21 protein-coding genes are annotated in these 23,417 nt (G+C 69.7%); 15 read left to right on the top strand and 6 right to left on the bottom strand.

What is annotated here, in order from left to right; genetic code table 11:
- The first annotated feature begins 57 nt into the window (after positions 1 to 57).
- Positions 58 to 627, top strand: coding sequence for a TIGR03086 family metal-binding protein (locus ACM26Y_RS22420; RefSeq protein ID WP_416062002.1), 570 nt, complete (start codon positions 58 to 60; stop codon positions 625 to 627).
- Positions 624 to 2,339 carry a dihydroxy-acid dehydratase gene (gene ilvD, locus ACM26Y_RS22425; RefSeq protein WP_371382069.1) on the top strand — a complete coding sequence of 572 codons (1,716 nt, stop codon included), beginning with the start codon at positions 624 to 626 and terminating at the stop codon, positions 2,337 to 2,339. Before ACM26Y_RS22420 ends, ilvD begins: the two co-directional genes overlap by 4 nt.
- Positions 2,340 to 2,384: 45 nt before the next feature.
- Here the strand turns inward: ilvD and ACM26Y_RS22430 are convergent, their stop codons facing one another.
- Both ACM26Y_RS22430 and ACM26Y_RS22435 read right to left on the bottom strand, forming a co-directional pair.
- The gene (locus ACM26Y_RS22430) at positions 2,385 to 3,047 is read right to left on the bottom strand and encodes a serine protease (protein ID WP_416062003.1); all 663 of its coding nucleotides are present in this window, start codon (positions 3,045 to 3,047) and stop codon (positions 2,385 to 2,387) included.
- A 44-nt stretch (positions 3,048 to 3,091) separates the two neighbouring features.
- On the bottom strand, positions 3,092 to 3,892 hold the full coding sequence (locus ACM26Y_RS22435) for a DUF6319 family protein (protein WP_416062004.1): 801 nt from the start codon (positions 3,890 to 3,892) through the stop codon (positions 3,092 to 3,094).
- A gap of 143 nt (positions 3,893 to 4,035) precedes the next feature.
- On the opposite strand from ACM26Y_RS22435, the gene ACM26Y_RS22440 reads away from it, so the two are divergent.
- The 10 genes from ACM26Y_RS22440 (at position 4,036) to ACM26Y_RS22485 (ending at position 16,105) form a co-directional block, all read left to right on the top strand.
- Positions 4,036 to 5,070, top strand: coding sequence for an adenylate/guanylate cyclase domain-containing protein (locus ACM26Y_RS22440; protein WP_416062005.1), 1,035 nt, complete (start codon positions 4,036 to 4,038; stop codon positions 5,068 to 5,070).
- Positions 5,071 to 5,509: 439 nt separating this feature from the next.
- Complete coding sequence (locus ACM26Y_RS22445) at positions 5,510 to 7,180, top strand: thiamine pyrophosphate-binding protein (protein ID WP_416062006.1); 1,671 nt, start codon at positions 5,510 to 5,512, stop codon at positions 7,178 to 7,180.
- 16 nt (positions 7,181 to 7,196) lie between these two features.
- A complete protein-coding gene (locus ACM26Y_RS22450) occupies positions 7,197 to 7,853 on the top strand; it encodes a hypothetical protein (protein WP_003934873.1) in 657 nt (218 codons plus the stop codon).
- A complete protein-coding gene (locus tag ACM26Y_RS22455) occupies positions 7,850 to 8,911 on the top strand; it encodes a 3-oxoacyl-ACP synthase III family protein (RefSeq protein WP_193788792.1) in 1,062 nt (353 codons plus the stop codon). The genes ACM26Y_RS22450 and ACM26Y_RS22455 overlap by 4 nt, the downstream gene beginning before the upstream one ends.
- 17 nt (positions 8,912 to 8,928) lie before the next feature.
- Complete coding sequence (locus tag ACM26Y_RS22460) at positions 8,929 to 9,936, top strand: pyridoxal phosphate-dependent aminotransferase (RefSeq protein WP_416063734.1); 1,008 nt, start codon at positions 8,929 to 8,931, stop codon at positions 9,934 to 9,936.
- Positions 9,937 to 9,945: 9 nt separating this feature from the next.
- Complete coding sequence (locus tag ACM26Y_RS22465) at positions 9,946 to 11,352, top strand: cytochrome P450 (RefSeq protein WP_416062007.1); 1,407 nt, start codon at positions 9,946 to 9,948, stop codon at positions 11,350 to 11,352.
- Positions 11,346 to 13,544, top strand: coding sequence for an MMPL family transporter (locus ACM26Y_RS22470; RefSeq protein WP_416062008.1), 2,199 nt, complete (start codon positions 11,346 to 11,348; stop codon positions 13,542 to 13,544). The genes ACM26Y_RS22465 and ACM26Y_RS22470 overlap by 7 nt, the downstream gene beginning before the upstream one ends.
- Before the next feature lie 613 nt (positions 13,545 to 14,157).
- Positions 14,158 to 14,481: a chorismate mutase gene (locus ACM26Y_RS22475; RefSeq protein WP_416062009.1), complete on the top strand. Its 324-nt coding sequence runs from the start codon at positions 14,158 to 14,160 to the stop codon at positions 14,479 to 14,481.
- Positions 14,478 to 14,822 (top strand): hypothetical protein, encoded by a 345-nt coding sequence (locus tag ACM26Y_RS22480; protein WP_152975411.1) that lies wholly within the window; start codon positions 14,478 to 14,480, stop codon positions 14,820 to 14,822. The genes ACM26Y_RS22475 and ACM26Y_RS22480 overlap by 4 nt, the downstream gene beginning before the upstream one ends.
- A 341-nt stretch (positions 14,823 to 15,163) precedes the next feature.
- Entirely contained in the window at positions 15,164 to 16,105 is a 942-nt protein-coding gene (locus ACM26Y_RS22485; protein ID WP_416062010.1) for an AurF N-oxygenase family protein, read from the top strand.
- 75 nt (positions 16,106 to 16,180) lie between these two features.
- On the opposite strand, the gene ACM26Y_RS22490 is transcribed toward ACM26Y_RS22485, so the two are convergent.
- Positions 16,181 to 17,107: a DUF5996 family protein gene (locus ACM26Y_RS22490; protein ID WP_416062011.1), complete on the bottom strand. Its 927-nt coding sequence runs from the start codon at positions 17,105 to 17,107 to the stop codon at positions 16,181 to 16,183.
- A 176-nt stretch (positions 17,108 to 17,283) separates the two neighbouring features.
- On the opposite strand from ACM26Y_RS22490, the gene ACM26Y_RS22495 reads away from it, so the two are divergent.
- The 3 genes from ACM26Y_RS22495 to ACM26Y_RS22505 all read left to right on the top strand — a co-directional run bounded on the left by ACM26Y_RS22495 (position 17,284) and on the right by ACM26Y_RS22505 (position 20,682).
- Positions 17,284 to 18,396, top strand: coding sequence for a carboxylate-amine ligase (locus tag ACM26Y_RS22495; RefSeq protein ID WP_416062012.1), 1,113 nt, complete (start codon positions 17,284 to 17,286; stop codon positions 18,394 to 18,396).
- Positions 18,397 to 18,571: 175 nt separating this feature from the next.
- Positions 18,572 to 19,084, top strand: coding sequence for an OsmC family protein (locus tag ACM26Y_RS22500; RefSeq protein ID WP_054373745.1), 513 nt, complete (start codon positions 18,572 to 18,574; stop codon positions 19,082 to 19,084).
- A 275-nt stretch (positions 19,085 to 19,359) separates the two neighbouring features.
- Positions 19,360 to 20,682 (top strand): bifunctional o-acetylhomoserine/o-acetylserine sulfhydrylase, encoded by a 1,323-nt coding sequence (locus ACM26Y_RS22505; RefSeq protein WP_416062013.1) that lies wholly within the window; start codon positions 19,360 to 19,362, stop codon positions 20,680 to 20,682.
- Between the two features lie 65 nt (positions 20,683 to 20,747).
- On the opposite strand, the gene arsA is transcribed toward ACM26Y_RS22505, so the two are convergent.
- The 3 genes from arsA to ACM26Y_RS22520 are packed head-to-tail and all read right to left on the bottom strand — an operon-like array spanning position 20,748 to position 23,379.
- Positions 20,748 to 22,538: an arsenical pump-driving ATPase gene (gene arsA, locus ACM26Y_RS22510; protein ID WP_416062014.1), complete on the bottom strand. Its 1,791-nt coding sequence runs from the start codon at positions 22,536 to 22,538 to the stop codon at positions 20,748 to 20,750.
- A 26-nt stretch (positions 22,539 to 22,564) separates the two neighbouring features.
- A complete protein-coding gene (arsD, locus tag ACM26Y_RS22515; protein ID WP_416062015.1) occupies positions 22,565 to 22,945 on the bottom strand; it encodes an arsenite efflux transporter metallochaperone ArsD in 381 nt (126 codons plus the stop codon).
- A gap of 17 nt (positions 22,946 to 22,962) precedes the next feature.
- Entirely contained in the window at positions 22,963 to 23,379 is a 417-nt protein-coding gene (locus tag ACM26Y_RS22520) for a low molecular weight phosphatase family protein (RefSeq protein WP_416062016.1), read from the bottom strand.
- Positions 23,380 to 23,417: the final 38 nt, after the last annotated feature.

A 23,417-nucleotide genomic window follows, 5' to 3' on the forward strand; every position in this document is an offset into this window, starting at 1 on the left:
TCCGGCGCACGTCCGGGAAACCCGGTGCCGTCGCCACCACCCGCCTACGCTGAGTCCATGTCGTACGACTGGCTCGAATTGCAGCGCATCGCCCGGCAGGGTTTCGAGAACCGGCTCTCGGCGGTCACCGACTGGTCCGCCCCCACCCCCGACACCGAATGGGACGTCGCCACGCTGGTCCGGCACGTGGTGGACGAGCAACGGTGGGTGCCGCCCCTCCTCGCCGGGAAGACGATCGCCGAGGCGGAGGCCGATCTCCTCCCCCTCGGCGACGACCTGCCGGCCGAGTGGGACCGGCACGCGGTCGACGCGTCCGTCGCGTGGGCGTCCACCGATCCGGACAGACAGGTGCACCTGTCGTACGGAATGGTTCCCGCGCGGGACTATCTGCGACAGCAGGTGAGCGACATCGCGATCCACACCTGGGATCTGGCACGGGCCGTGGGCGCCGACGAGACCCTCGACCCCGATCTGGTGGCGGCGGTGTGGGAGGACCTGCAACCACAGCGCGACATGCTGGGCGCGACCGGGCTGTTCGCGCCGCCCGTCCCGATGCCGGACGACGCGCCCCTGCAGGACCGGTTGCTGGCGCTGACCGGACGCGACCCGCGGGGAGCAGCGCGATGACACCCGAGGCGAGCGGTGTGACCGAGCCGGACGTCAAGCCGCGCAGCCGCGACGTCACCGACGGACTGGAGAAGACCGCCGCGCGCGGCATGCTCCGCGCCGTCGGCATGGGCGACGACGACTGGGACAAGCCGCAGATCGGGGTGGCCTCGTCGTGGAACGAGATCACCCCGTGCAACCTGTCGCTGGATCGGCTGGCGCAGGCGGTCAAGGACGGCGTGCACGCCGCCGGCGGCTACCCGCTCGAGTTCGGCACGATCTCCGTCTCTGACGGCATCTCGATGGGCCACGAGGGGATGCACTTCTCGCTCGTCTCACGCGAGGTGATCGCCGACAGCGTGGAGACCGTCATGCAGGCGGAACGGCTCGACGGGTCGGTGCTGCTCGCCGGATGCGACAAGTCCCTGCCCGGGATGCTGATGGCCGCCGCGCGTCTCGACCTCGCGGCCGTCTTCCTCTATGCGGGATCGATCCTGCCGGGCGTCGCGAAGCTGTCCGACGGCTCCGAACGCGACGTGACGATCATCGACGCCTTCGAAGCGGTCGGCGCATGCGCCCGGGGACTGATGAGCCGGGAGGACGTCGACGCGATCGAGCGGGCCATCTGCCCCGGCGAGGGCGCGTGCGGCGGCATGTACACGGCGAACACGATGGCGAGCGCAGCCGAGGCGCTCGGTATGTCGCTGCCGGGCAGCGCGGCCCCGCCGGCGACGGACCGCCGCCGCGACGGATACGCCCGCCGCAGCGGCCAGGCCGTGGTGAACCTGCTGCGCCGCGGCATCACCGCCTCCGACATTCTCACCAAGGAGGCGTTCGAGAACGCGATCGCCGTCGTGATGGCGTTCGGTGGGTCGACCAACGCGGTGTTGCATCTGCTGGCGATCGCGCACGAGGCGCGGGTCGAGCTGACCCTGGACGACTTCTCCCGCATCGGTGCCCGGGTTCCGCACCTGGCCGACGTCAAGCCGTTCGGCCGGCACGTGATGAAGGATGTCGACCACATCGGCGGAGTCCCGGTGATCATGAAGGCCCTGCTCGACGCGGGCCTGCTGCACGGCGACTGCCTCACCGTCACGGGGCGGACCGTCGCCGAGAACCTGGCCGAGATCGCCCCACCCGATCCGGACGGCAAGGTGCTGCGCGCACTGGGCGAGCCCATCCATCCCACGGGTGGCATCACGATCTTGAAGGGCAGTCTCGCCCCGGGCGGGGCGGTGGTGAAGTCCGCCGGATTCGACGAGTCGGTATTCGAGGGCACCGCCCGGGTCTTCGAGCGCGAGCGGGCGGCGATGGATGCCCTCGAGGACGGCACGATCACGGCGGGCGACGTGGTGGTGATCCGGTACGAAGGCCCGAAGGGCGGGCCGGGAATGCGGGAGATGCTCGCCATCACCGGCGCGATCAAGGGCGCCGGGCTCGGGAAGGACGTGCTGCTGCTCACCGACGGCCGGTTCTCCGGCGGCACGACGGGACTGTGCGTCGGGCACGTGGCGCCGGAAGCCGTGGACGGCGGTCCGATCGCGTTCGTCCGCGACGGCGACCCGATCCGGCTGGACGTCGCGAACGGCACCCTGGACGTGCTGGTCGACGAGGACGAACTCGCGTCCCGCCGGCAGGGGTGGGAACCGCTGCCTCCCCGGTACACCCGCGGGGTGCTGGCCAAGTACACGAAGCTCGTCGGGTCGGCGTCGGGCGGGGCGGTCTGCGGCTGAGACACGGATGCGGGCCCCGGACAGGGGCCCGCATCCGTGTGCGTGTCAGATGGGGCGGTAACCCGCGCCGACCCCGCCGCGGGCGTCGACGTCCCCGAGGACAGTGACGAAGTTGGTGCCGACCTCCGGGCCGACGCACGGGGTGAGCAGGTACGCGTTGACCATGGCGACGAGGGTCGTGCCGACGACCAACGGCGCGCCGGAGTCGCCCTCGACGACGCACACCTGCGTCCAGGTCTCCTGGGAATTGAACACGTCACCCCAGACCACACCGCACGTGTTGCCGGTGGTGCGGCCCTCCTTGCAGGCCACGTTGGGGAACCCCACGGGGGTGCCGACGCCGGTGATGGTGACGTTGCCGACCCGGTTCACCGGTGCGACCCGGCTGCGGTCGAACTCGATGACCGAGTAGTCGAGCACCTCGTTGGTGCCGACGATCCGGCCGAGGACCCCGGCCCCGCGGTCCGTCTCGGACTTCACGGTCGTCCCGGGGCCGCCGCAGTGTCCGGCGGTGAAGCCGACGAGCCGGCCGGCCCGGTCGTTGCCGATCGTGGTGAGCGTGCAGTCGAACATGTCCTCGGAACCGTTGCCGAGCGTGATGCCCGAGCCACCCCCGAGCGGAACCGGCGGTGCCGCGACCGCGACCCCCGTTCCACCTGCCAGCAGTGCGACACCCGCGACGATCGCCATCGCAACGCGCTTGAACATGAGCCCTCCCGCCCGGCCGGTTCCGGCCGCATCAGCCGATCAGCCTACCCGGTCGAACCCGACCCCAGGCTCTCCAACGCCTTTCTGGCCGCCTCGAGTTCACGGCTGAGCTGCGCGACGCGTTCCTCCGCCGCCTGACGCGCCGCATCGATCACGGACCGGACCGCCTCGACGGCCGCCTCGTCGCCGAGTTCGAGCACCGCGCGCTCGACGGCGTCGGGACTGACGGGATTGGCCTTGCTCAGACGTCGGGTGCCCTGCGCGACACCGACGGTCCACTCCTGGTCCGGATCGATCGTGATGGTGACGGTCACCCCCGGCTGCTTCTTGGCCCGGCGCGGCGCCGCCTTGGGCTTCGCGGTTGCGCCGGTCTGCGGTTCGGGTGCGGTGGGCGGCACGGCGGGGGTCTCCTTCGGGGCGGGCGTGGGTGCCGGGGACGACGAGCTCTTCGGGGCGGGACCGCGGGAGGTCCCCGATGCCGCGGGCTGCGCGGAGGTGCGCGGGGTGGAGTGCGCAGTGGTGGAGCGCGCAGTGGTGGAGCGCGCAGTGGTGGAGCGCGGGGCGGGTCGATCCGCGGTCTTACGGGCCGGCTCCTTCGTCAGGCGCAGTTCCTCGGCCTCGAAGGGCAGTTCGTCGTCGACGCCCTTGGGCCGGACGGTGACGGTGCGGCCCGCCACCGACACCGCCCGGGCCGACGCGCCCGGCGCGATGCCCAGGCTCGGGATGCCCTCGATGAGATAGACGGTGGCACGGCGACCGTTCGCGATGGCGGCGGTCAGCTCGGCGAGCTGCTCGTCGGTGAGGTGATCCGGGCCGGTTGCGCCGGCTCGTCTGCGGGGCGGCATGCGCGTCCTTTCGTGCTGGGGGTGCAGGAGGCGCGACCACTGTCGCACACAGGTGCGACACTCTCGCGAATTCGTTGCGCACCCGAACCGTGGTGAGCAATGCTGGGTCGGCCGGTCACCTTCGGCGGCCGGGAAGGAGCGACGTGAGCGCGTCGGAGCAACCGGAGCTCGGGAACGAGCTCCTGCAGGCCGTGCAGGCCGAACTCGAGCGGACCCTGCTCGGTGGCGAACGCCGCTACACCCAGAAGGAGAGCGCCGCCCTGGCCGGGGTGGACTACGAACGCGCCCAACGACTCTGGCAGGCGCTGGGGTTCACCGTGGATCCGGACCCGGATGCGCGGACGTTCACGGACGGTGACGTCGCGGCTCTGCGCAACATCGACGCCATCGTGGGCAGCGGTGCGCTGCACCCCGACCTCGAGCTCGCGGCTGCGCGGTCGCTGGGACAGTCCATGTCCCGGCTGGCCGAGTGGGAGGTGACGTTGATGAACACCCACATCCTGGACCGGCTCGAGACCGAGTACACCGGAGCCTCCCCGTCCGAGGAGGAGATCCGGTCGTTCGTCGACGGACTGCTGAAACAGGTCCTGCCGCTCACCGAGAACCTGCAGCTGTATGTGTGGCGACGGCACCTGGTCGCGACGACCGGACGCAACGTGGTGCGGGCCGGGGGCGAGTCGGCGGGCCGGGTGCTGGTCGTCGGCTTCGCCGACATGGTGGGGTACACCCGCCTGACCCGCCGGATCGACGCCGACGAACTCAACGATCTGCTCGAGGACTTCGAGTCGACCGCGACGGGCATCGTGACCCAGGGTGGGGGCTGGGTGATCAAGACCGTGGGCGACGAGGTGATGTTCGCCGCAGAAGACCCGGTGGACGCGGCACGGATCGCGCTCGCGCTGCAGGAGTCGTCGAGCTCGCGGCCCGACGCCCCGGATCTGCGGGTGGGCATGGCGCAGGGCCCGGTCCTGGCCCGGTTCGGGGACATGTTCGGCTCGGCGGTCAACATCGCGGCACGACTGACCGGCGCCGCGCGACCGGGGACGGTGCTGATCGACTCGACCCTGGCCGGCGTGCTCGAGGGCGACGAGCACTTCCGGTTGCGCCCCCTGCGCGCGCTGCGGGTCAAGGATTTCCACCGGTTGCGCCCCTCGGTGCTGCGGCCGGCTCAGGACTGAGACGCCGGCACCGGGGCGGTCGGAGAACGTCGACTGTCCTGTCGCGCGCTCCGGCGGCGCCACGGGTGACACTCGATTGCGTACCAGTGGCGCGGCTGCCGATCAGCGGCGCCGGGACTTGCGTGCAGCGGTGCTGCGCCGGCCCGAAGTCCGGGGTCACCGTCCCGACCTACCCGCAACCCCTCCCCCTCGGGGTAGCGATTTGCACCCTGGGGTTCCTACTGCAGGTAGCGGCTCCGGCCGATCGTGGTAGGCGATCAGCTGCACACCGACGACGCGTGACGACGGAGGAATGTCGGGTAGGTCCCGAGACTCGGGGCCTGCCCTCCCGCCCACCCCGGGTCGCCCCGGCACACCCGCGGTGGTGACCGAGCCGACCAGCGATATCCGCAGGGAGCGGCAAGCACCCGAGGGACCGGAGTCCCGGAAAGAGCACACGATGGTAGCGAGCGATCGAAGTCATGGACGCGAACAGCGCCGAGTCGTCGACTATCTGGTCGAGGCCGTGGCCGCGCTGGGCGTGCGGAACATCTTCGGGGTGGACGGCGCCAACATCGAGGACCTCTACGATGCGGTCTTCGATGCCGACGTGGACGTCACCGGAGTGGTGGCCAAGCACGAGTTCTCCGCGGCCACCATGGCCGACGGGTACGCCCGTTCGACGAGCGGGCTCGGCGTCGTCGCCGCAACCTCGGGTGGTGGCGCGATGAACCTGGTCGCCGGGCTGGCCGAGTCCTACACCTCGCGGGTACCGGTGCTGGCCTTGGTCGGCCAGCCACCGACCGCGTCGGAGGGCGAAGGAGCATTCCAGGATTCCAGCGGCCGAGCGGGTTCGATCGACGCGGCGCGGTTGTTCTTCGAGATCTCCCGCTACTGCGCGCGGATCGACCAGCCCGAGGACATCGCCGAGCACCTGGAGCGAGCGGTGTCCTCGGCGCTGCAGGGCGGTCCGGCGGTGTTGCTGTTGCCCAAAGACATTCAGCAAGCATCCGTGACGGTGTCCCGGTTCACCCCGCCGACACCCCAGGTGGTTCACGATCACGTCGGGCTGGCCCGGATCGCCGAGATGGTCGCCGCGGCCCGACGAACGGGCAAGATCGTGCTCGTCGTCGGTGACCAGGTTGCGCGCAACGACGCCCGTGCGCAGGTGCGAGAATTGGCCGTCGCGTTGGATGCGGCGGTCGGAGTCGCACCGGATGCGAAGGACTGCTACGCCGCCGACGAGCACGGATTCTGCGGGGTCGCGGGCACGATGGGCCACGCCGAACTCGTCGACGCCGTGGAGCATTCGGCGTTGTGCCTGTTGGTGGGCACCCGGATGCCGATGACCGCGCGGGCCGGACTCGACGGTGCGCTGGCCGGGGTGCCGGTGGCCAGCATCGGTGCCGAACCACCCTATCCGCCCACAGTGCACGCGGTGAGCAGGGACCTCCGGTCGACACTGGCCGAGCTCGCGGCGATGTTCGAGGCCGACGGCGAACCGGAACCGGTAGGCCCGCAGGCCCTGACGACGCTGGAGGTGCCGGACTCCTCGGGGCCGGGGCTGCGCTACCGCGAGGCAGTGGAGGCGATCTCGGCGATGCTGCCGGCGGGATCGGACGTGTTCGCCGATGCCGGGAACACGGGCGCATCCGTGGTGCATCATCTGTCGGTGCCGCGGGGCGGGCGGTTCGTGGTCGCCCTCGGGATGGGTGGCATGGGCTACAGTTTCGGCGCGGGGATCGGTTCGGCGTTCGCGCGGAACAGAAGGACGTTCGTCATCGCCGGTGACGGCGCGTTCTTCATGCACGGCCTGGAGATGCACACCGCGATCGAGCACGACCTGCCGGTGACTTTCATCGTGTTCAACAACAACGCGCACGCCATGTGCGTGACCCGCGAGCAACTGTTCTACCGCGACCGATACAGCTTCAACCGCTTCCGGCCGACTCTGCTCGGCGAGGGCATCGCGGCGATGTTCCCGACGCTGCCGGCATTCGCCGCCCGAAGTGTCAGCGAACTGACCGACGCGCTGGCACACAGTGCACACGCCGAAGGCCCGTCCTTCATTGCGGTGGACTGCGATCCCGACGAGATACCACCGTTCCTGCCGTTCCTGACCCGACCTTGATTCCAGGAGACAAGTCATGACCATCAGCCTTCCCGCCCTGAGCGACATCGCCGAGGATTCGATCCCCGGTGTGCTGCGGATCGAGAATTCCGACAAGGATGCCACCACACCGATCATCATGGACATGCTGCGGTCGGTGTACCCCCACGAGCAGGTGTTCGGCCAGTTCTGTCCGATCAACGCCTACATCGCGGCACCGCCGCGTGAGGTGTACGAGTACCTGGCGGACACCCGATGCCTGGAGGAGTGGACCTACAGCCTGCGCGGGTTCACCGAGACCGACGAGCCCGGGCTGTGGCTCTCTTACGACCGGCTCGGCGACCAGACGAAATGCTTTGTCCGCACCGTCGCGAACCCCGACGCGATGACGGTGGATTACCACTGCGCCTGGGACCAGGGCCGACACCTGTGGATGATCTATCTGATGCGGGTGGTCGACGCGGAAGTGGTGCTGAACACCCCCGGATCGGTGGTGCTGTGGACCAACTGCCACCACCCGTTCTACGACGAGAACCCCTACCCGGAGACGGCGCCGGCGAACCGCCCGGTGTGGGTCGGCGACTTCTGGGACATGTTCTCCGCCGGACACCAGTTGGAAATGGACAACCTCAAGGCCATCTGCGAGTACCGCGCCGCACACGGTCTACCGATCAAGCCGGAGTGGATGAAATGAGCATGACAGCGCACGCGCCGACGACAGCGTCCCTGCCTGCGGTCAGCCTGATCGACGTTGCCGGCTATCTACCGGAGAACCGAGTTCCCACCGAGTATTTCACCCAGTTCTCACGTTCGGACCGGATGGCGAAGAACGTCATGTTCCGCGCACCGAGGTATCGGCACCACGTGGCCCGTGACGAGACCGCGGTGGACATGGTGGAGCGGGCGGTCGCGCCGCTGATCGACAGGCACGGCCCGGACACAATTTCCAACGTGGATGTGCTGCTCACCCACACCCAACTGCCCGACAACCCGGTGCTCGGCTGCGGCCCGGAGGTCGCCCGACGGTTGGGGCTGCGCCCGGACTGGGTGATCGACGTGCACAACGGCGGCTGCGCGTCGTTCGTGCACATGATGGCACTCGCGCGGACCATCCTGCGCAGCACCGACGCGACCACGGCATTGATCGCCACGGTTCAGAACAGTGCGGGACAGGTCTTCACCCAGACCGAGATCCGCGGGCTGGCGCACGCTTCGGTCCCCGGCGACGGCTGCGGGGTCGGCCTGCTGACCAAATCCGACGACGCGCCGATCCTGGGCATCGACTGCCGCACCTACCCGGAGTTCGGTGGGGACATGACCTTCGAAACAGTCCCGGTCTCCGACCGCAAGTACTGGGAATCGGGACCCGGCCAGGTGTGCGTGGGATTCACCGAGTCCAAGATCACCAAGGTGTTCGCCCGCGGCAACCGGCTGGTTCCGGAGGTGTCGCTGGCGGTGTGCGATCGGATCGGGGTGCAGTCCGGCGAGATCGACACCTTCGTCACCAACCAACCCAATCGGCTGTTCCTGCGGAACTGGCGCGAGGCCATGCAGCTGCCCCCGGAAAAGCACCCGGACACCTTCGACGAGTGCGGAAACCTGTTCGGCGCCGGGATCCCGGTGACGCTGGACACCGCCAATCGGGAGGGGCGCATCGGCAACGGATCGTTGGTGCTGCTGGCCGGATTCGCCCACGCCGGCGACTTCGCCGGTGCCGCCGCCGTCCGATGGGGAGCGGGGCCGACACCATGACCGGCAAGACCACAGAGATGACGACACCAGTGGCGGGTGGCGGGAGTCGACCGACACGCCACTTCGAGCTCGGGCTGAGCGAAAACCCGTTCCCCCCATTACCGTCCGTGCTGGCGGCGCTGCACGAACAGATGGCCCAGGCCAATCGGTATCCGGAGTTCCTGCCACAGCGGCTACCGCAGATCATCGCCGAACGACTCGGCGTGGATCCGCCGCAGGTGGTGGTCGGCGCGGGCGCCACCGGGGTCGCGATGCAGATCATGCAGGCCGTGCTGGGCGACGGCGAAACCATGGCGTTCGCGACGCCCACGTTCGACGGCTACCCGATCATGGCCGACATGATGGGAATCGAGGCGGTGACGGTGCCGCTGGACCGGGCGGGGCGGCAGGATCTGGGCGCCCTGAGCGAGATCGTCGACGACCGGACCGGGCTGGTAGTGGTGTGCCGCCCGCACAACCCGACCGGCACTCTGGTCTCCGCGGTCGACCTGGAGGTGTTCCTCGCCTCGATCCCACCGCGGGTGGTGGTGATCCTCGACGAGGCCTACGTCGAGTTCGTCGACGACGCCGATGCGGTCGACGTGCTCGGCCTCGTTCGTCGCTACCCCAATGTGCTCGTGTTACGGACGTTTTCGAAGGCGTTCGGACTGGCCGGGCTGCGCATCGGGTACGCCTTCGGGGGACGCGAGTTGGCGGCACGGGTGCGACGCTGGCAGCTACCGTTCGGAATGAGCTGTGCGGCGGTGGCGGCGGTCACCGCCTCCTACGCGGCAGAGGACGAACTGCGAGCCCGGGTCACGCGGATCACCGCCGAGCGCGAGCTGCTGCGGGACGCGTTGCGGCAGAACGGGGTGCAGGTGCCCCGCAGCCACGCCAATTTCCTCTTCCTGGGCGGGCCGCACACCGCACCGGCGCTGCAGCGCGCCGGCATCGTGGCCAAGTCCTACGCCGACGGCAGTGCCCGCATCGCGGTGGGCGACCGCGCTGCCGGCCGCGCGGTGCTGCGGACACTGCGAAAGCTGTGAGGTCTGCGTATGTCCACGATGCGGCCGCGCGCTGCGCGGATCCGTGCGGCCGGACGCGGAGCCGTTCGCACCGTCACCGCCGGCGCCGATCCCGATCGATACTTCCGGTGGCGGCGGGACCGTGACGGCGACCCGTTCGAGGTCCGGTTTCCCGGCTTTGCACCGATCCTGTTCACCGGCCATCCCGAGGGTGCCCGCGACATCTTCCGTGCGCCCGTCGATCTGGTCGAACCCCCGACACCGAATCCGATCGCGCCGATGGTCGGGGATTCGTCGCTGATTCTGATATCCGGAGAGCGGCACCGCCGGGAACGGAAATTGCTGACCCCGCCGTTGCACGGGGAACGGATGCGGGCGTACGGCGAGATCATCCGCAATTCGACGCTGGACGAGATCGCCGACTGGACTCCGGGACGCACCGTCGACTCGCGGGCTGCCCTGCGGGCCATCACCCTGCGCGTGATCCTGGAGGCAGTGTTCGGGCTCTCCGACGCCGACAGGTCGGCCGCATACACGCGGGTGGTCGCCGACTTCCTCGCCGCCTATACCGGTCCGCTGATGCTGGTTCCGCTGCTGCGCCACGGCATGTTCGGACGCGCCCCCTGGGACCGGTTCGTCCGCGCCCGCGACGAGTTCGATGCGCTGCTGACCGAAGACATCGCGCGCCGGCGCGCCGGACCCGAGGACGGCCGGCCGGACATCCTGAGCATGTTGCTCACCGCCACCTACGACGACGGGTCACGGATGGACGATGCCGAACTGCGCGAGGAACTGCGCACATTGCTGGTCGCCGGCCACGAGACCACCGCGACCTCGGTGTGCTGGGCGTTGTTCCACCTGCACCGCCACCCCGACGTCCGCGCGCGGGTGATGGCCGAGGTGCGGAACCTGGGCTCGACGGCCACACCCGAGCAACTCGCGCGATTGCCATACCTCACCGCGGTGTGCAACGAGACGCTGCGGTTGCATCCGCCGGTGCCGATCGTGCTGCGTCGGCTGACCGGGCCGCTGCACGTGCGTGGCGTCCCGGTAGCCCCGGGCGCGACGGTCGGTATCGCCTTGCCGCTTCTGCATTCGCATCCGGGCGTCTGGGAGCGGCCCGACCGGTTCGATCCCGGGCGCTTCGTCGGACGGCGCTACAGCCCGTTCGAGTTCGCACCGTTCGGCGGGGCGCATCGGCGGTGCATCGGGTCCGCTCTGGCGGACTACGAGATGCCGATCGTGCTGGCGACCATCCTGTCGCGGGTCCGGCTGGCCCTGCCGGAACGGGACCGACGCCGTCGACCGCCGGTGTCGGTCCCGCACAACATCGCCACCGGACCGCGCCGGCCGATCATGCTCGACGTGTTGGGCCCGCGGCATGCGCAGGACCGTTCGGTCCGACGACCGGTTCCCCGTGGTACGGCGCCATGCTGACACGGCTCGCTACCCGCATCGTCGACCATCCGCGCCGAGTTCTCGCCATCGCGCTGACGTTCATGGTGCTCGCCGGCGTACTCGGCACCGGGGTCTCCGCCGAACTGAAGGTCGGCGGTTTCAACGACCCCGATTCGGAGTCGTCCCTGGCCGAAAGCTTCCTCGACGAGCGCTTCGGCGGCTCGACACCGAACCTGATACTTCAGGTCACCGCCCGCTCCGGCGACGTGAACAATCCTGAGGTGATGGTGGCGGCGCAGCGGCTCGAGCGGCGGATCGCGGCGGAGCCGGAAGTGACCGTGGTCGGCTCCTACTGGACCACGCAGCTGCCGGATCTGCGCAGCGCCGACAGCCGGTCGGCGCTGGTGCTGTTGCACGTCGGCGGCAGCGCGGAACAGGCTGCACGGCACACCTCGGCGATCCTCGCGGCGCTGCCCGCCGAGGACCCGGCGGTGCGGGTGGCGGCCGGGGGCAGGCTGGGGCTGACCGACGCCCTCGAGACCCAGGTGGCACAGGACCTGAAGTTGGCCGAATCGATCGCGCTGCCTGCGACGCTGCTGTTGCTGATCGTCGCGTTCGGCAGCGTGGTGGCGGCGCTGCTGCCGCTGAGCCTGGGCGTGATCTCGATTCTGGCGACGATGCTGGTGCTGTTCGTGCTGGCCAAGATGACCGACGTGTCCGTCTACGCCCTGACTGTGGCCACGGCGTTCGGACTCGGCCTGGCTATCGACTTCGGGTTGCTGCTGGTGTCCCGGTTCCGTGAGGAGCGGGCCGCTGGAAAACTGCCGCGGGAAGCGGTGATCGAGTCGGTTGCGACGGCCGGCCGCACCATCTTGTTCAGCGCGGCCACCGTGACGGTGGCGATGGGTGGAATGCTCGTGTTCCCTCTCTACTTCCTGCGGTCGGTCGGGCTCGCGGCGATGGTGGTGGTGGGGACGGCGGCGGTGAGTGCGGTGGTGGTGCTGCCGGCGATCCTGGCATTGCTCGGTGGGCGAATCGACTCGTTGACGGTGCGGCGCCGCCGCGACCGTCTGGCGACGGATTCGCCGTTCTGGCGTCGCACCGCGGCGGCAGTGATGCGCCGACCGGTACGGGCCGCACTGCCGGTGCTGGTGCTGTTGCTGTTGCTGGGCACCCCAGCCCTGCATGCGCAGTTCGCAACCCCGGACGCGCGGGCCCTGCCGGCGGATTCGCCCGCGCGTGAGGTCACTACCGCGATCCGGGACGACTACGCCGCCGACAGCTCGGACGCGGCGACCGTGGTAGCGCGCGACGACGCGGCGGCGCTCGAGCGAGTGGCCCGCGAGGTGTCCGCGCTCGACGAGGTGGCTCGGGTGGACGGCGCGTTCGGCCGCTACCGACACGGGATGCCGGTGGCCGGTCCGGGCCCGCACAGCGCGCGCTTCACCGCCGGCGACGCGGGGTACATCCTGGTCGAACCGACGGCGGAGGCACACTCGGAATCGGCCCAGGACCTGGTGCGCCGGATCCGGACGCTGCCGACGGTGACCGAGAACCACTTCGCCGTCGGTGGTCCGACGGCGACGCTGATCGACAGCAATTCCGCAATCACCGCGCGGCTGCCGTTGGCGCTGACACTGCTGGCCGCGTCGACCTTCGTGCTGTTGTTCCTGTTCACCGGCAGCGTGATCGTGCCGATCAAGGCGCTGCTGCTCAACGTGTGCGTGCTCGTCGCGGTGACCGGGGTGATGGTGTTGTTGTTCCAGGACGGGCACCTGACCGCGATCACCGGCGTGACACCCGCACCACTGACCATCGGCATGGTGGTGCTGGTGTGCTGCATCGCATTCAGTCTGTCGGTGGACTACGAGATCTTCCTGCTGAGCCGGATCAAGGAGGCGCGCGACGGTGGGGCGAGCCTCACCGAGGCGACCATCGACGGCCTGGGTCGCGTCGGGCGGATCGTGAGCAGCGCCGCCGCCCTGCTCTCCGTGACCTTGCTGTCCTTCTCGACCGGGCTGTCGTTCCTGCAGATGTTCGGGATCGGCACCGCTCTCGCCGTGTTGATCGACGCCACCCTCGTGCGCGGTGTGCTGGTGCCGGCATTCATGCAAGTGGCCGGCGAATACAACTGGTGGGCACCGGGACCGCTGCGCCGGCTGCATGCGCGGATCGGGCTGGGCGAGTCCCTGCGGGAATCGGCTCTCGCTGGGCCGCGGTCAGTGCGCTGACCGTGCGCGTCGACGGCGGGCGTGGAAGAGCCACCGGCAGGGACCGCCCAGTCGCAGTGCCGAACAGCGTCGCCCCTTACTACCGTGACCGAGAAACGCGCCTCGCGCCGTGGTGGCCGCCCCGAGCCGATCCATCCCGCCGTGCTCGACCCGCCGGTGCCCACACCCGCGCCGGTGTGCCGCGTGTCGACAACGCCTTCTCCTTCCCCGACCTGGGGTCGGCGGTGTAGCCCGGCCCGGCGAGGCCGTCATGAGCGAGGGCGCCGCGATCGCCGATGCCACGGATGCCTCACCCGCCCCACCTCGACAGGTTCCACGCGGCAGCATGCACTCGCCCGGTCCGCGACCACCGGCACGGTTCGTCCCGACCCACCCGCAAGCACCCCCCGGGGGGGGGGGGGGGGAATTGGCACCCTGGGGTGCCTACCGCAGGTAGCGGCCCCGGCAGATTGTGGTAGGCGATCAGCTGCGCAGTCGACGGAGTTCGACGATGTAGAAGATTCCGGTGAGCCCGGCGCTTGCGTGGCTGACCCAGCCCCCACACAGGGTCTCGACTGCGCGGTGTACCACCGAAACCCCGGGCTCGATACCCGATTGTCGCCAGGAGCCGAAGATGAATCCGCTTGCATCCCTCGAATCGAACAACCGGTCGATCACGATCGAGTTCGGCGAGCTGCACCACGAAATCGACAACATCGACGCCGAAATCCTCGCGGCGATCGTGCGGCGCACGGAACTTGCTCGGAGGGTTGCCGCAGCCGAGCGAGTCTGCGGCAGCACCGGCACCCGGTACAAACGCGACCTCGCGGTGATCCACCGCTTCGGAGCGCTCGGGAAGCAAGGCCACTTGCTCGGCGGTCTGCTGATCCGGCTGGCACATTCCACAACCACTGCTGAACCTGCCCCCCAGATCCGACCAGAGGAGGGTTTCTCATGAGAAACCTCCGACTCGGAAACACCCGAGGTGCCGGGCCGGTAGCTGCGGCGGCAGCGCTCATGCTGCTGGCCGTCGGCCCGGCGTCCGCGACTCCGCCGGTTGCCACACCCGAGCCCGGCGGGATCATCCGCATGGACCTGGCCCCGGGAGAAACGTGGGAGTGCGAGGGGTGGAGTCTCGAGCCGCCGTACCTGCAGGTGATACCGGACTTCTACAAGTTCGAGACCGGACCGAACCCGATGTTCTTCCGATACACCCCCGGCACCCGAGTGTTCATCCAGTGCATCGGCACGGGTGCGCCGTACTACTACGTCGGCCCCGTAGTGACCGCCATCCCGTAGAGCGCGCCGGGCACTGTCGACCTCGCTGAAAGCGGCTCGTTCCGACCGGATCGTGCCGGTCACGAGCTGTCCCGGAACCGGCAAGCAGTGCGATCACCTCGGACCCGCTCGCTGCCGCGGTCGTCGCCGAGGCCGCCGGTCCACGCGGACCCGAGTTCGAGGCGGTTGCTCGCGGTGCATTCCTGCACGGAATGCAGCAGGTGAGCTGGGCGCGCGGGGTGGTGGTGCTGGCCGGAGCTGTGTGGTGGGCGCGCGGGAGGCCACGACCTGTTGTGCGTCGACGGCTGTCGCGGTAACCTCGGATTAACAGTTACCAGTCGTCACACTAAAAAGGTGGAGACATGACCGCATCGCTCACCCGCCCGTCGGAAGCCGAGAGCAAGGGCTTCGTCCCCGGCGTCCCGCTGTCCGAGCGCGAGGAGACGGCGCAGCGCCTGCTCGCCTCGTCGGCCCGCAAGTCCTACGACCCGACGGTGGAGGTCGACTGGGAGGCCCCCGTCCCCACGGACAAGTACGGCATGACCCCCGAGTGGAGCACGCTGTACGGCACCGCCCTGTGGGACGAGATGACCGAGGAACAGCACATCGAACTGACCAAGCACGAGGCCGCGAGCGTCTCGAGCGTGGGCTTGTGGTTCGAGATCCTGCTCATGCAGATGCTGCTGCGCGACGTCTACAACCGTGACAAGCACTCCCGCCACGTCCAGTTCGCCCTCACCGAGGTCGCCGACGAGTGCCGCCACTCCGTCATGTTCGGCCGCGCCGGGGAACGCCTCGGCATGCCGGACTACGGCCCGGCCCGCTACATCCACCGCCTCGGCCGGGTGTGGGGCGGGTTCTTCCGCGGGGCCAACGCCTACGCGAGCGTCATGGCCGCGGAGGAGATCCTGGACATGATGCAGCGCGACTTCATGCGCGACGAACGCGTCCAGCCGGTCACCCGCACAGTCAGCAAGATCCACGTCCTCGAAGAGGCCCGGCACATCCGGTTCGCCCGCGAGGAGGTCGCCCGCCGGCTGGCCGGGGCGAGCCGCGCCCGCCTGCAGTTCGAGCGGATCAACACCGCGGTGACCGTGTACTTCGTGGTCAAGAGCATGATCCATCCCGACGTGTACAGCAACGCGGGACTCGACCGCGACCGCGCACTCGCCGAGGCCGCGAACAACACCCACTACCACGACCGTGTGCGCAAGTCCGGCGCCAAGCTCATGACGTTCCTCGACAGCGTCGGCCTGATCGGTGGACCGTCGAAGATTCTCTACAAGAAAGTCCACCTGCTCTGAGTCGTCACGTCCGAGGTCGCGCGAGGTCGAGGGGTCTCGCGCGACCTGGTCGTTCGGGGTCCCCGGTACGCACCCTCATCCGGTCGGCCGCTCGAGATCGTCTCGCTCCCAGCGGCCGAGATCGGCGGCCGCCTCGTAGGTGCTGCGCAGGAACCGCAGTAGTTCCGCATCGGGGTCGGCCGCGGTGCGCACCGCCTCGTACGGCAGCAGGAACTCCCCCAGCTCGGCGGAGTAGTACGCGGCGTCCGGACGCACCGGATGCTCGGCGAAACCCTCCGGCGCCGGATAGGCATAGGAATAGAAGGCGCCTTCGTCCGCGCCCCCGGGCCAGAATCCGCAGCTGCTGAGTTCGTGCGAATAGGCCTCGGTCATCACCCAGTCGGCGCAGTTGGGGATGCCTCCGGGGTGGGGCGGCGCGGTTCGCCCGGAGAAGCGCGTGCAGGCGAGATCCATCGCGCCCCAGAAGAAGTGCACCGGACTGACCTTGCCGAGGAATTCCCCTCGGAATCTGTGCAGGACGCGATCGGCCGCGAGCAGTTGCCGCCAGAAGAGGTGGGCCGCATCGGGGTCGTACGTGTTGTGCTCGTTGTCCTGCGCGAACGGGATCGCCGGATCCACCTCGTTGGGGGTGCCCTGGATCCGGGTGGGGATGCCCAGCTCGTCGAGGGCGCCGAGAACGCGTCCGTGGAAGTCCGCCACCGACTGCGCAGCGAGCGGGACGGAGCGGCTGCCGCCGTCGCTAGAGCGGATGCGCAGGAGGTGCTCGCAGAAGTCGAACTCGAGGTCGAACGCGTTGTGCCGGTAGGGGATCGACGAGGTGCCCAGCCCGCGCGGGGTGACGTACAGCGTCGCCTGCCACCAGTGGTTGACCATCGGCGCGTGGGCCAGCCGGATCTTGCCGACGATCTGCAGCCACATGTGCAGGGTGTCCCGCGTCGCGGCCCAGTCGGCCGTGCGCAATCGCGGCCACGACCCTCCGGGAACCGATGTCGATTCGTTCACCACGCCTCCTCGGTTCGGGAATCGACCCTACTCGGCCGGACCGCCCGCCGGGCCTCGTCCACGGAATCCCGTCGCCGGCGCACCGATCCGGCAAGCCGGATTCGCGCAAGTGCTGCAGCACCGTCACTGGCGGCGCAGAATTCAGGTAGGAACCGCGAGCCCTGCCCGGGAGCACCATGACCACATCGTCCGACCTCCCCACGGTGGGGGTCGAAGAGGAATTCCTCCTCGTCGACGCGGAAACCGGAGAACCCGCCGTCAACAACTCCGAGGTCGTCGAGCAGGCCCGCGTCCTCGGGGTGGAACTGCAGTACGAACTCGACCGCTGCCAGGTCGAGACGGCGTCGGGGGTCTGCTACGACGCCCACGAGCTGTACACCGACCTGTCCACCCGGCGATCCCTCGTCGCCGAGGCGGCCCGCCACTGCGGGTCCCGGCTGGTGGCGGTGGGTGTCCCGGTCGTCGGATCCCGTGAGCTTCCGGTCACGGAGAAGCCGCGATACCTGCGGATGGAACGTCACTTCGGCATGCTGGCCCGCGAACAGGGCATCTGCGGCTGTCATGTGCACGTGGCCGTGCCGGACCGGGCGACCGCCGTGCAGGTGAGCAATCACCTCCGGCCGTGGCTGCCCATCCTGCTGTCGTTGTCGGCGAATTCCCCGATCCACCGGGGAGTGGACACCGGGTACGCGAGCTGGCGGTCCATCCTGTGGTCACGCTGGCCGAGCGCCGGTCCGCCACCGTACTTCTCGTCGATAGAGGAGTACGACAGCACCGTCGCGGCCATGCTGGAGTGCGGCAGCATCCTCGACAAGGCGATGGTCTACTGGGACGTCCGTCCGTCGGCCAACTTCCCCACCGTCGAGGTGCGGGTGTGCGACGTCCCTGTGACCGTCGCCGAGACGGTCCTCGTCGCCGTCCTCGTTCGCGCCCTGGTGCTCACCGCTCTGCGCGATCTCGATGCCGGCCGCACCGCCGTGGCCTTCTCCTCCGAAGTACTGCGGGCCGCGTACTGGCGCGCGGCGCGCGACGGCCTGCCCGGCGACGGCATCGACCTGCCCTCGACCGCCCGTCGCCCGGCCGCCCACCTGCTCCGGGCGATGATCGAACACGTCCGGCCCGCCCTCGAGGATCTCGGCAGCTACCAGCAGGCGCGCGAGGGCCTGCACGCCGTGCTCGGGTGTGGAAACGGGGCCGTCCGGCAGCGACGGGTGTTCTCGGCCGGCGGCACCGCCCGGGACGTGATCGCCCAGCTCGCCGAGCTCACGTCCGCAGGGTGCACACACTGAGCCGCGGAACACACGCACTTATCCCTAGCTTTACGGTCTGGAATTGGTTACCGTCTGCGCCGTGCTCCTGCTGACCCGTCGCCGACACATCGACTTCGCCCGCACGGCGACGTCCACATGTCCGTGCCCGTAGGCCGGTCCCTTCCCCCGAACCGACTGTCGAGGAATCACATTCATGAGCACTGCCCCATCCACCGACCTGCGCGCGGTCGTCGACACGAACCGTGACGCCATCGCCGAGGACCACACCAGGGCCCACGCCGTCTTCCGAGCCGAAGCGCACGGGCACGACGCCGTCGCCAGCACCGTCGCCCTCGGCAGGTTCAGCGTGGAGGTCGACGAACCGCCGGCTCTCGGCGGGGAGAACACCGCGCCGAACCCCGTCGAGTACTACTTGGCCTCGCTGCTGTCCTGCCAGGTCGTGACCTACCGCGTCTGGGCGGACAAACTCGGGATCAGCGTCGACGACATCTCTGCGCGCGCCGAGGGCGACCTGGACGTGCGCGGGTTCTTCGGCTTCGACGACGTCCGCCCCGGATTCGGAGAGGTGCGGGTCGCCGTCACTCTGTCCGGACCGGAGCCGCGCGAACGCTACCTCGAACTGCAGGAAGCGGTGGACGCCCACTGCCCCGTCCTCGATCTGACCCGCAATCCCACCCCGGTGCGGACCGTCGTCGAGATCGCATGAATTCCGGGGAGCGCTGGTCGGCACCTCGCACAGCAGATAGTGTCGGGCGCGTGAGCCGGACACTGATGCAGGCAATGCCGGGGCCTTCCGCCCACTGCCGGGCCGTGCGCATGTGTATGTGCGGGTGTCCGGCCGTCTGATCGGCCGCACCCGATCCTCGCCCGTACCGGGCATCCCGATCGCGCACCGACGTGACTTCCCCGTGTCTCGTCCCGTGCGGGAACCGTCACGTCACCCCGAGACGATTGTCGAACGAACAACGGAGCAGCAATCCCATGAGCGAAACCCCCATCGATCCCGCAGCTTCCTGGAGCTTCGAGACCAAGCAGATCCACGCGGGACAGCCCGCCGGCGGCGACACCCGCGCCCGCGCCCTGCCGATCTACCAGACCACCAGCTACACCTTCGACAACACCGACCACGCCGCCGCCCTGTTCGGCCTGACCGAACCCGGCAACATCTACACCCGCATCATGAACCCCACCCAGGACGCGGTCGAACAACGCATCGCCGCCCTCGAAGGCGGGGTCGCCGCCCTGCTCCTCGCCTCCGGCCAGGCCGCCGAAACCTACGCCCTGCTCAACCTCGCCGCCGCCGGCGACCACATCGTCGCCAGCCCCTACCTCTACGGCGGCACCTACAACCTGCTGCACTACACCCTGCCCCGCCTCGGCATCGAGGTCACCTTCGTCGACGACCCCGACGACCTCGACCAGTGGCGCGCCGCGATCCGCCCCACCACCCGCGCCCTCTACGGCGAAACCATCGCCAACCCCAAGAACCACCTGCTCGACATCCCCGGCATCGCCGCCGTCGCCCACGCCCACCACCTGCCGCTGATCGTCGACAACACCGTCGCCACCCCCTACCTGATCCGCCCCCTCGAACACGGCGCCGACATCGTCGTGCACTCGGCCACCAAATACCTCGGCGGCCACGGCACCGCCATCGCCGGGGTCCTCGTCGACGGCGGCACCTTCGACTGGACCGGCACCGGCCCCGACGGCGTCCCCCGCCACCCCCAGTTCACCACCCCCGACCCCAGCTACCACGGCGTGGTCTACGCCGACCTCGGCGCCCCCGCCTACGCCCTCAAGGCCCGCGTGCAACTGCTGCGCGACCTCGGTGCCGCGGTCTCCCCGTTCAACGCCTTCCTCATCGCCCAGGGCCTCGAGACCCTGAGCCTGCGCATGGAACGCCACGTCGCCAACGCCGAGCGCGTCGCCGAATTCCTCGACCGCCGCCCCGAGGTCACCGCCGTCGCCTACGCCGGCCTGCCCTCCTCGCCCTGGCACGCCCGCGCCCGGCACCTCGCCCCCCGCGGCGCCGGGGCGATCGTCACCTTCGAACTCGCCGGCGGCATCGACGCCGGCAAGCAGTTCGTCAACGCGCTGACCCTGCACAGCCACGTCGCCAACATCGGCGACGTGCGCTCGCTGGTCATCCACCCCGCCTCCACCACCCACTCCCAGCTCACCGCCGCCGAACAACTCGCCGCCGGCGTCACCCCCGGCCAGGTCCGCCTCGCCGTCGGCATCGAACACATCGACGACATCCTCACCGACCTCACCACCGGCCTCGAGGCCGCCGGCGCCTGATCCGGACTCACGCATCGGTCCCGCCCCGGATACCGGGGCGGGACCGTGCATTTCGGGACCGCGTCCTACCGGACGGGGACCGGGGCGGACGCTCGGCCGAGCGCGCGGAGTGCCGGCACTCCGACCGGTTCGGTTGCGAGCAGCGGCACGACCGCGTAGCGCTCGGCGAGTTCGGTGCGGACCTTGTCGATCTGCTCGAGTTCGGCGGCTGCGCGGCGGCGCAGCAGCGGTGCGGTGGGCGCGGCGGCGGCCACGGAGTTGTCGATCACCCACGCCCATGGGTGAATGCCGGCACGTTCGAGGTCGGCCTGGAGCCCCGCAGCCTCGAGCACGGGAGTGGTCTCGGCGAGGGTGATCAACAGGACCTTGGTCGAAGCCGGGTCCTGCAGGCGCATCATCGGGGTGACGGCGTGCAGACCCGGGCCCAGTTGCCGGGTGACGTCGCGGTGGTAGGACCCGGTGGCGTCGAGCAGCAGCAGGGTGTGGCCGGTAGGCGCGGTGTCGACGACGACGAACTTGCGCCGGGACTCCTGGATCACTCGCGAGAATGCTTGGAAAACCGCCACCTCCTCGGTGCACGGGGAGCGCAGGTCCTCGGCGAGGGTCGCCCGGCCCTGCTCGTCGAGGTGCGCACCCTTGGTGGCCATCACCCGCTCTCGGTAGGCGCGGGTGGCCTCGGCGGGATCGATGCGCGAGACGTGGAGGTGTTCGACGTCGCCGCGGAGGGTCTCGGTCAGGTGCGCGGCAGGGTCGGTGGTGGTCAGGTGGACCTCGTGCCCCCGTTCGGCCAGGGCCATGGCGACGGCCGCGGCGATCGTAGTCTTCCCGACTCCGCCCTTGCCCATGCACATCACGAGACCGTGCCCGTCCCGCTCGATGTCGTCGATCAGTGCACGCAGCGATGCGTCCGCGACGCCCGGCACCGCGCCGGTCTCCGGGGGGAGGGCCGTGCCGACGTCGCCCGTCTCGAACAGCGTCCCGAGGACCTCGAGACCGATCATGTTCGTGGCCTTCAGTTCGATCAGGTCCAGCGGCAAGGGTTTCAGCGCCGCCGGCATGCCCGCCAAGGCGGCCTGTTCGCGGCGGTGGATCGCGAGGGCGAGGGGGTCCGTGTCGCCGGACGGCGCCGGCAGGACACCGTTGACGACGACGTGCTGCCGGCTCAGCCCGAGCGCAGCGAGTTCGCCGTGGGTGCGGTCTATCTCGGCGAGGGCGGAGCGGGTAGCGCGGGCGACGAGCACGAGTCGGGTGCGCTGCGGGTCCGCCAGGGCGTCGACCGCGGCGGCGTACATGGTCTTCTGCTTGTCGAGCCCGGCGAGCGGTCCGAGGCACGACGCGTCGCCCTTGCCCGCCGCGAGGAACTCGGTCCAGGTCCCCGGCAGCTGCAGCAGCCGGATGGTGTGTCCGGTGGGGGCGGTGTCGAACAGCACGTGATCGAACGAGGCGATCTCGCCGTCGGTCTCGGTCAGCAGGGAGGTGAACTCGTCGAACGACGCGACCTCGGTGGTGCACGAACCGGAGAGCTGCTCGGTAATCGAGGCGATCTCCGCGTCGGGCAGCAATCCCCGCACCGGCCCGACGATGCGTTCACGGTAGGCGTCGGCGGCCTGCTCGGGATCGATCTCGAGCGCCGACAGGCCCGGCACCGCGGGAATCGCGGTGAGGGCGTTGCCGATCGTGAGGCCGAAGGCCTGGCCGACGTTCGAGGCGGGGTCCGTCGAGACCAGCAGCACCTTCTTCCCGGCGCGGGCGAGGCTCAGTGCGCTCGCACAGGCGATGGAGGTCTTGCCGACGCCGCCCTTGCCGGTGAAGAACACGAACCTCGGCGGGTCGGTCAGGAACGTGGGGGTGGTCATCCGGTGCTCTCCTCGTCCTCGACAGCTCAGCAGCAGGTGGCGTCGCCGGGCGTGCAGCAGGCATCGAGATTCAGCATCGTCGCGCCGATGGGCAGCTGCGCGGTGTCGAGTCCCGCCCATGCGGCGAGCTGGGTCCGATCGGGATAGCGACCGGTGAGCACGGTGACGTCGTCGACGAGCACGAGCGGCAGACCGGCGGAGCCGGCGACCTCGAGGAAGCGCTTGACGCCGGGATTGTGCGCGAAGGCCAGCGGATCGTTGGCGAGGTTGTGGCGGGTGATGGTGGCACCCTGATCCTTCAGCCACTGCATGTCGGCCGTGAAGGTGACGAGGTTCCGGTCCACGTCGTCGCCGCACACGCCGGTGTTGCAGCACAGGGCCGGTTCGAAGACTGCGATGGTGCTCATGGTTTCTCCTGGTCGGATCAGCGGGTGGGGGATGCGGGGTCGAGCAGGCGGGCGGCGAGCGCGTCGACACGGGCGGCGATGTCGTCCCGCACGAGGCGCATCCGTTCGATGCCGTCGATGCCGCGCTCGGACGGCTCGTCGGTGTCCCAGTTCTCCACGTACTCCGCGTCGACGCGGGCGTCGCGGCCGAGGGTGACGACGAGGTCGACCGCACGCAGCAGCTGCGGATCGATCGGCTTGGGGTATTCGCCGTCCACCGGTGCGCCGACCTCCTCGAGCACCTGCACCGAGAGGGCGTTGAGCGCCGAACCCGGTGCCGTTCCGGCGGAGTGCACGGCGATGCGGCCGCCGGCGGCCTTGCGCATCAGCGCGGTGGCCATCTGGGACTTGCCGCCGTTCTTCACGCAGACGAACAGCACCGAGGGTGTGTGCACGTGAGGGTTTCCTTTCGACCGGGCCGGCTGTCCGTTTG

The sequence above is a fragment of the Rhodococcus indonesiensis genome, assembly GCF_047782815.1.
Lineage (GTDB): Bacteria > Actinomycetota > Actinomycetes > Mycobacteriales > Mycobacteriaceae > Rhodococcus > Rhodococcus indonesiensis.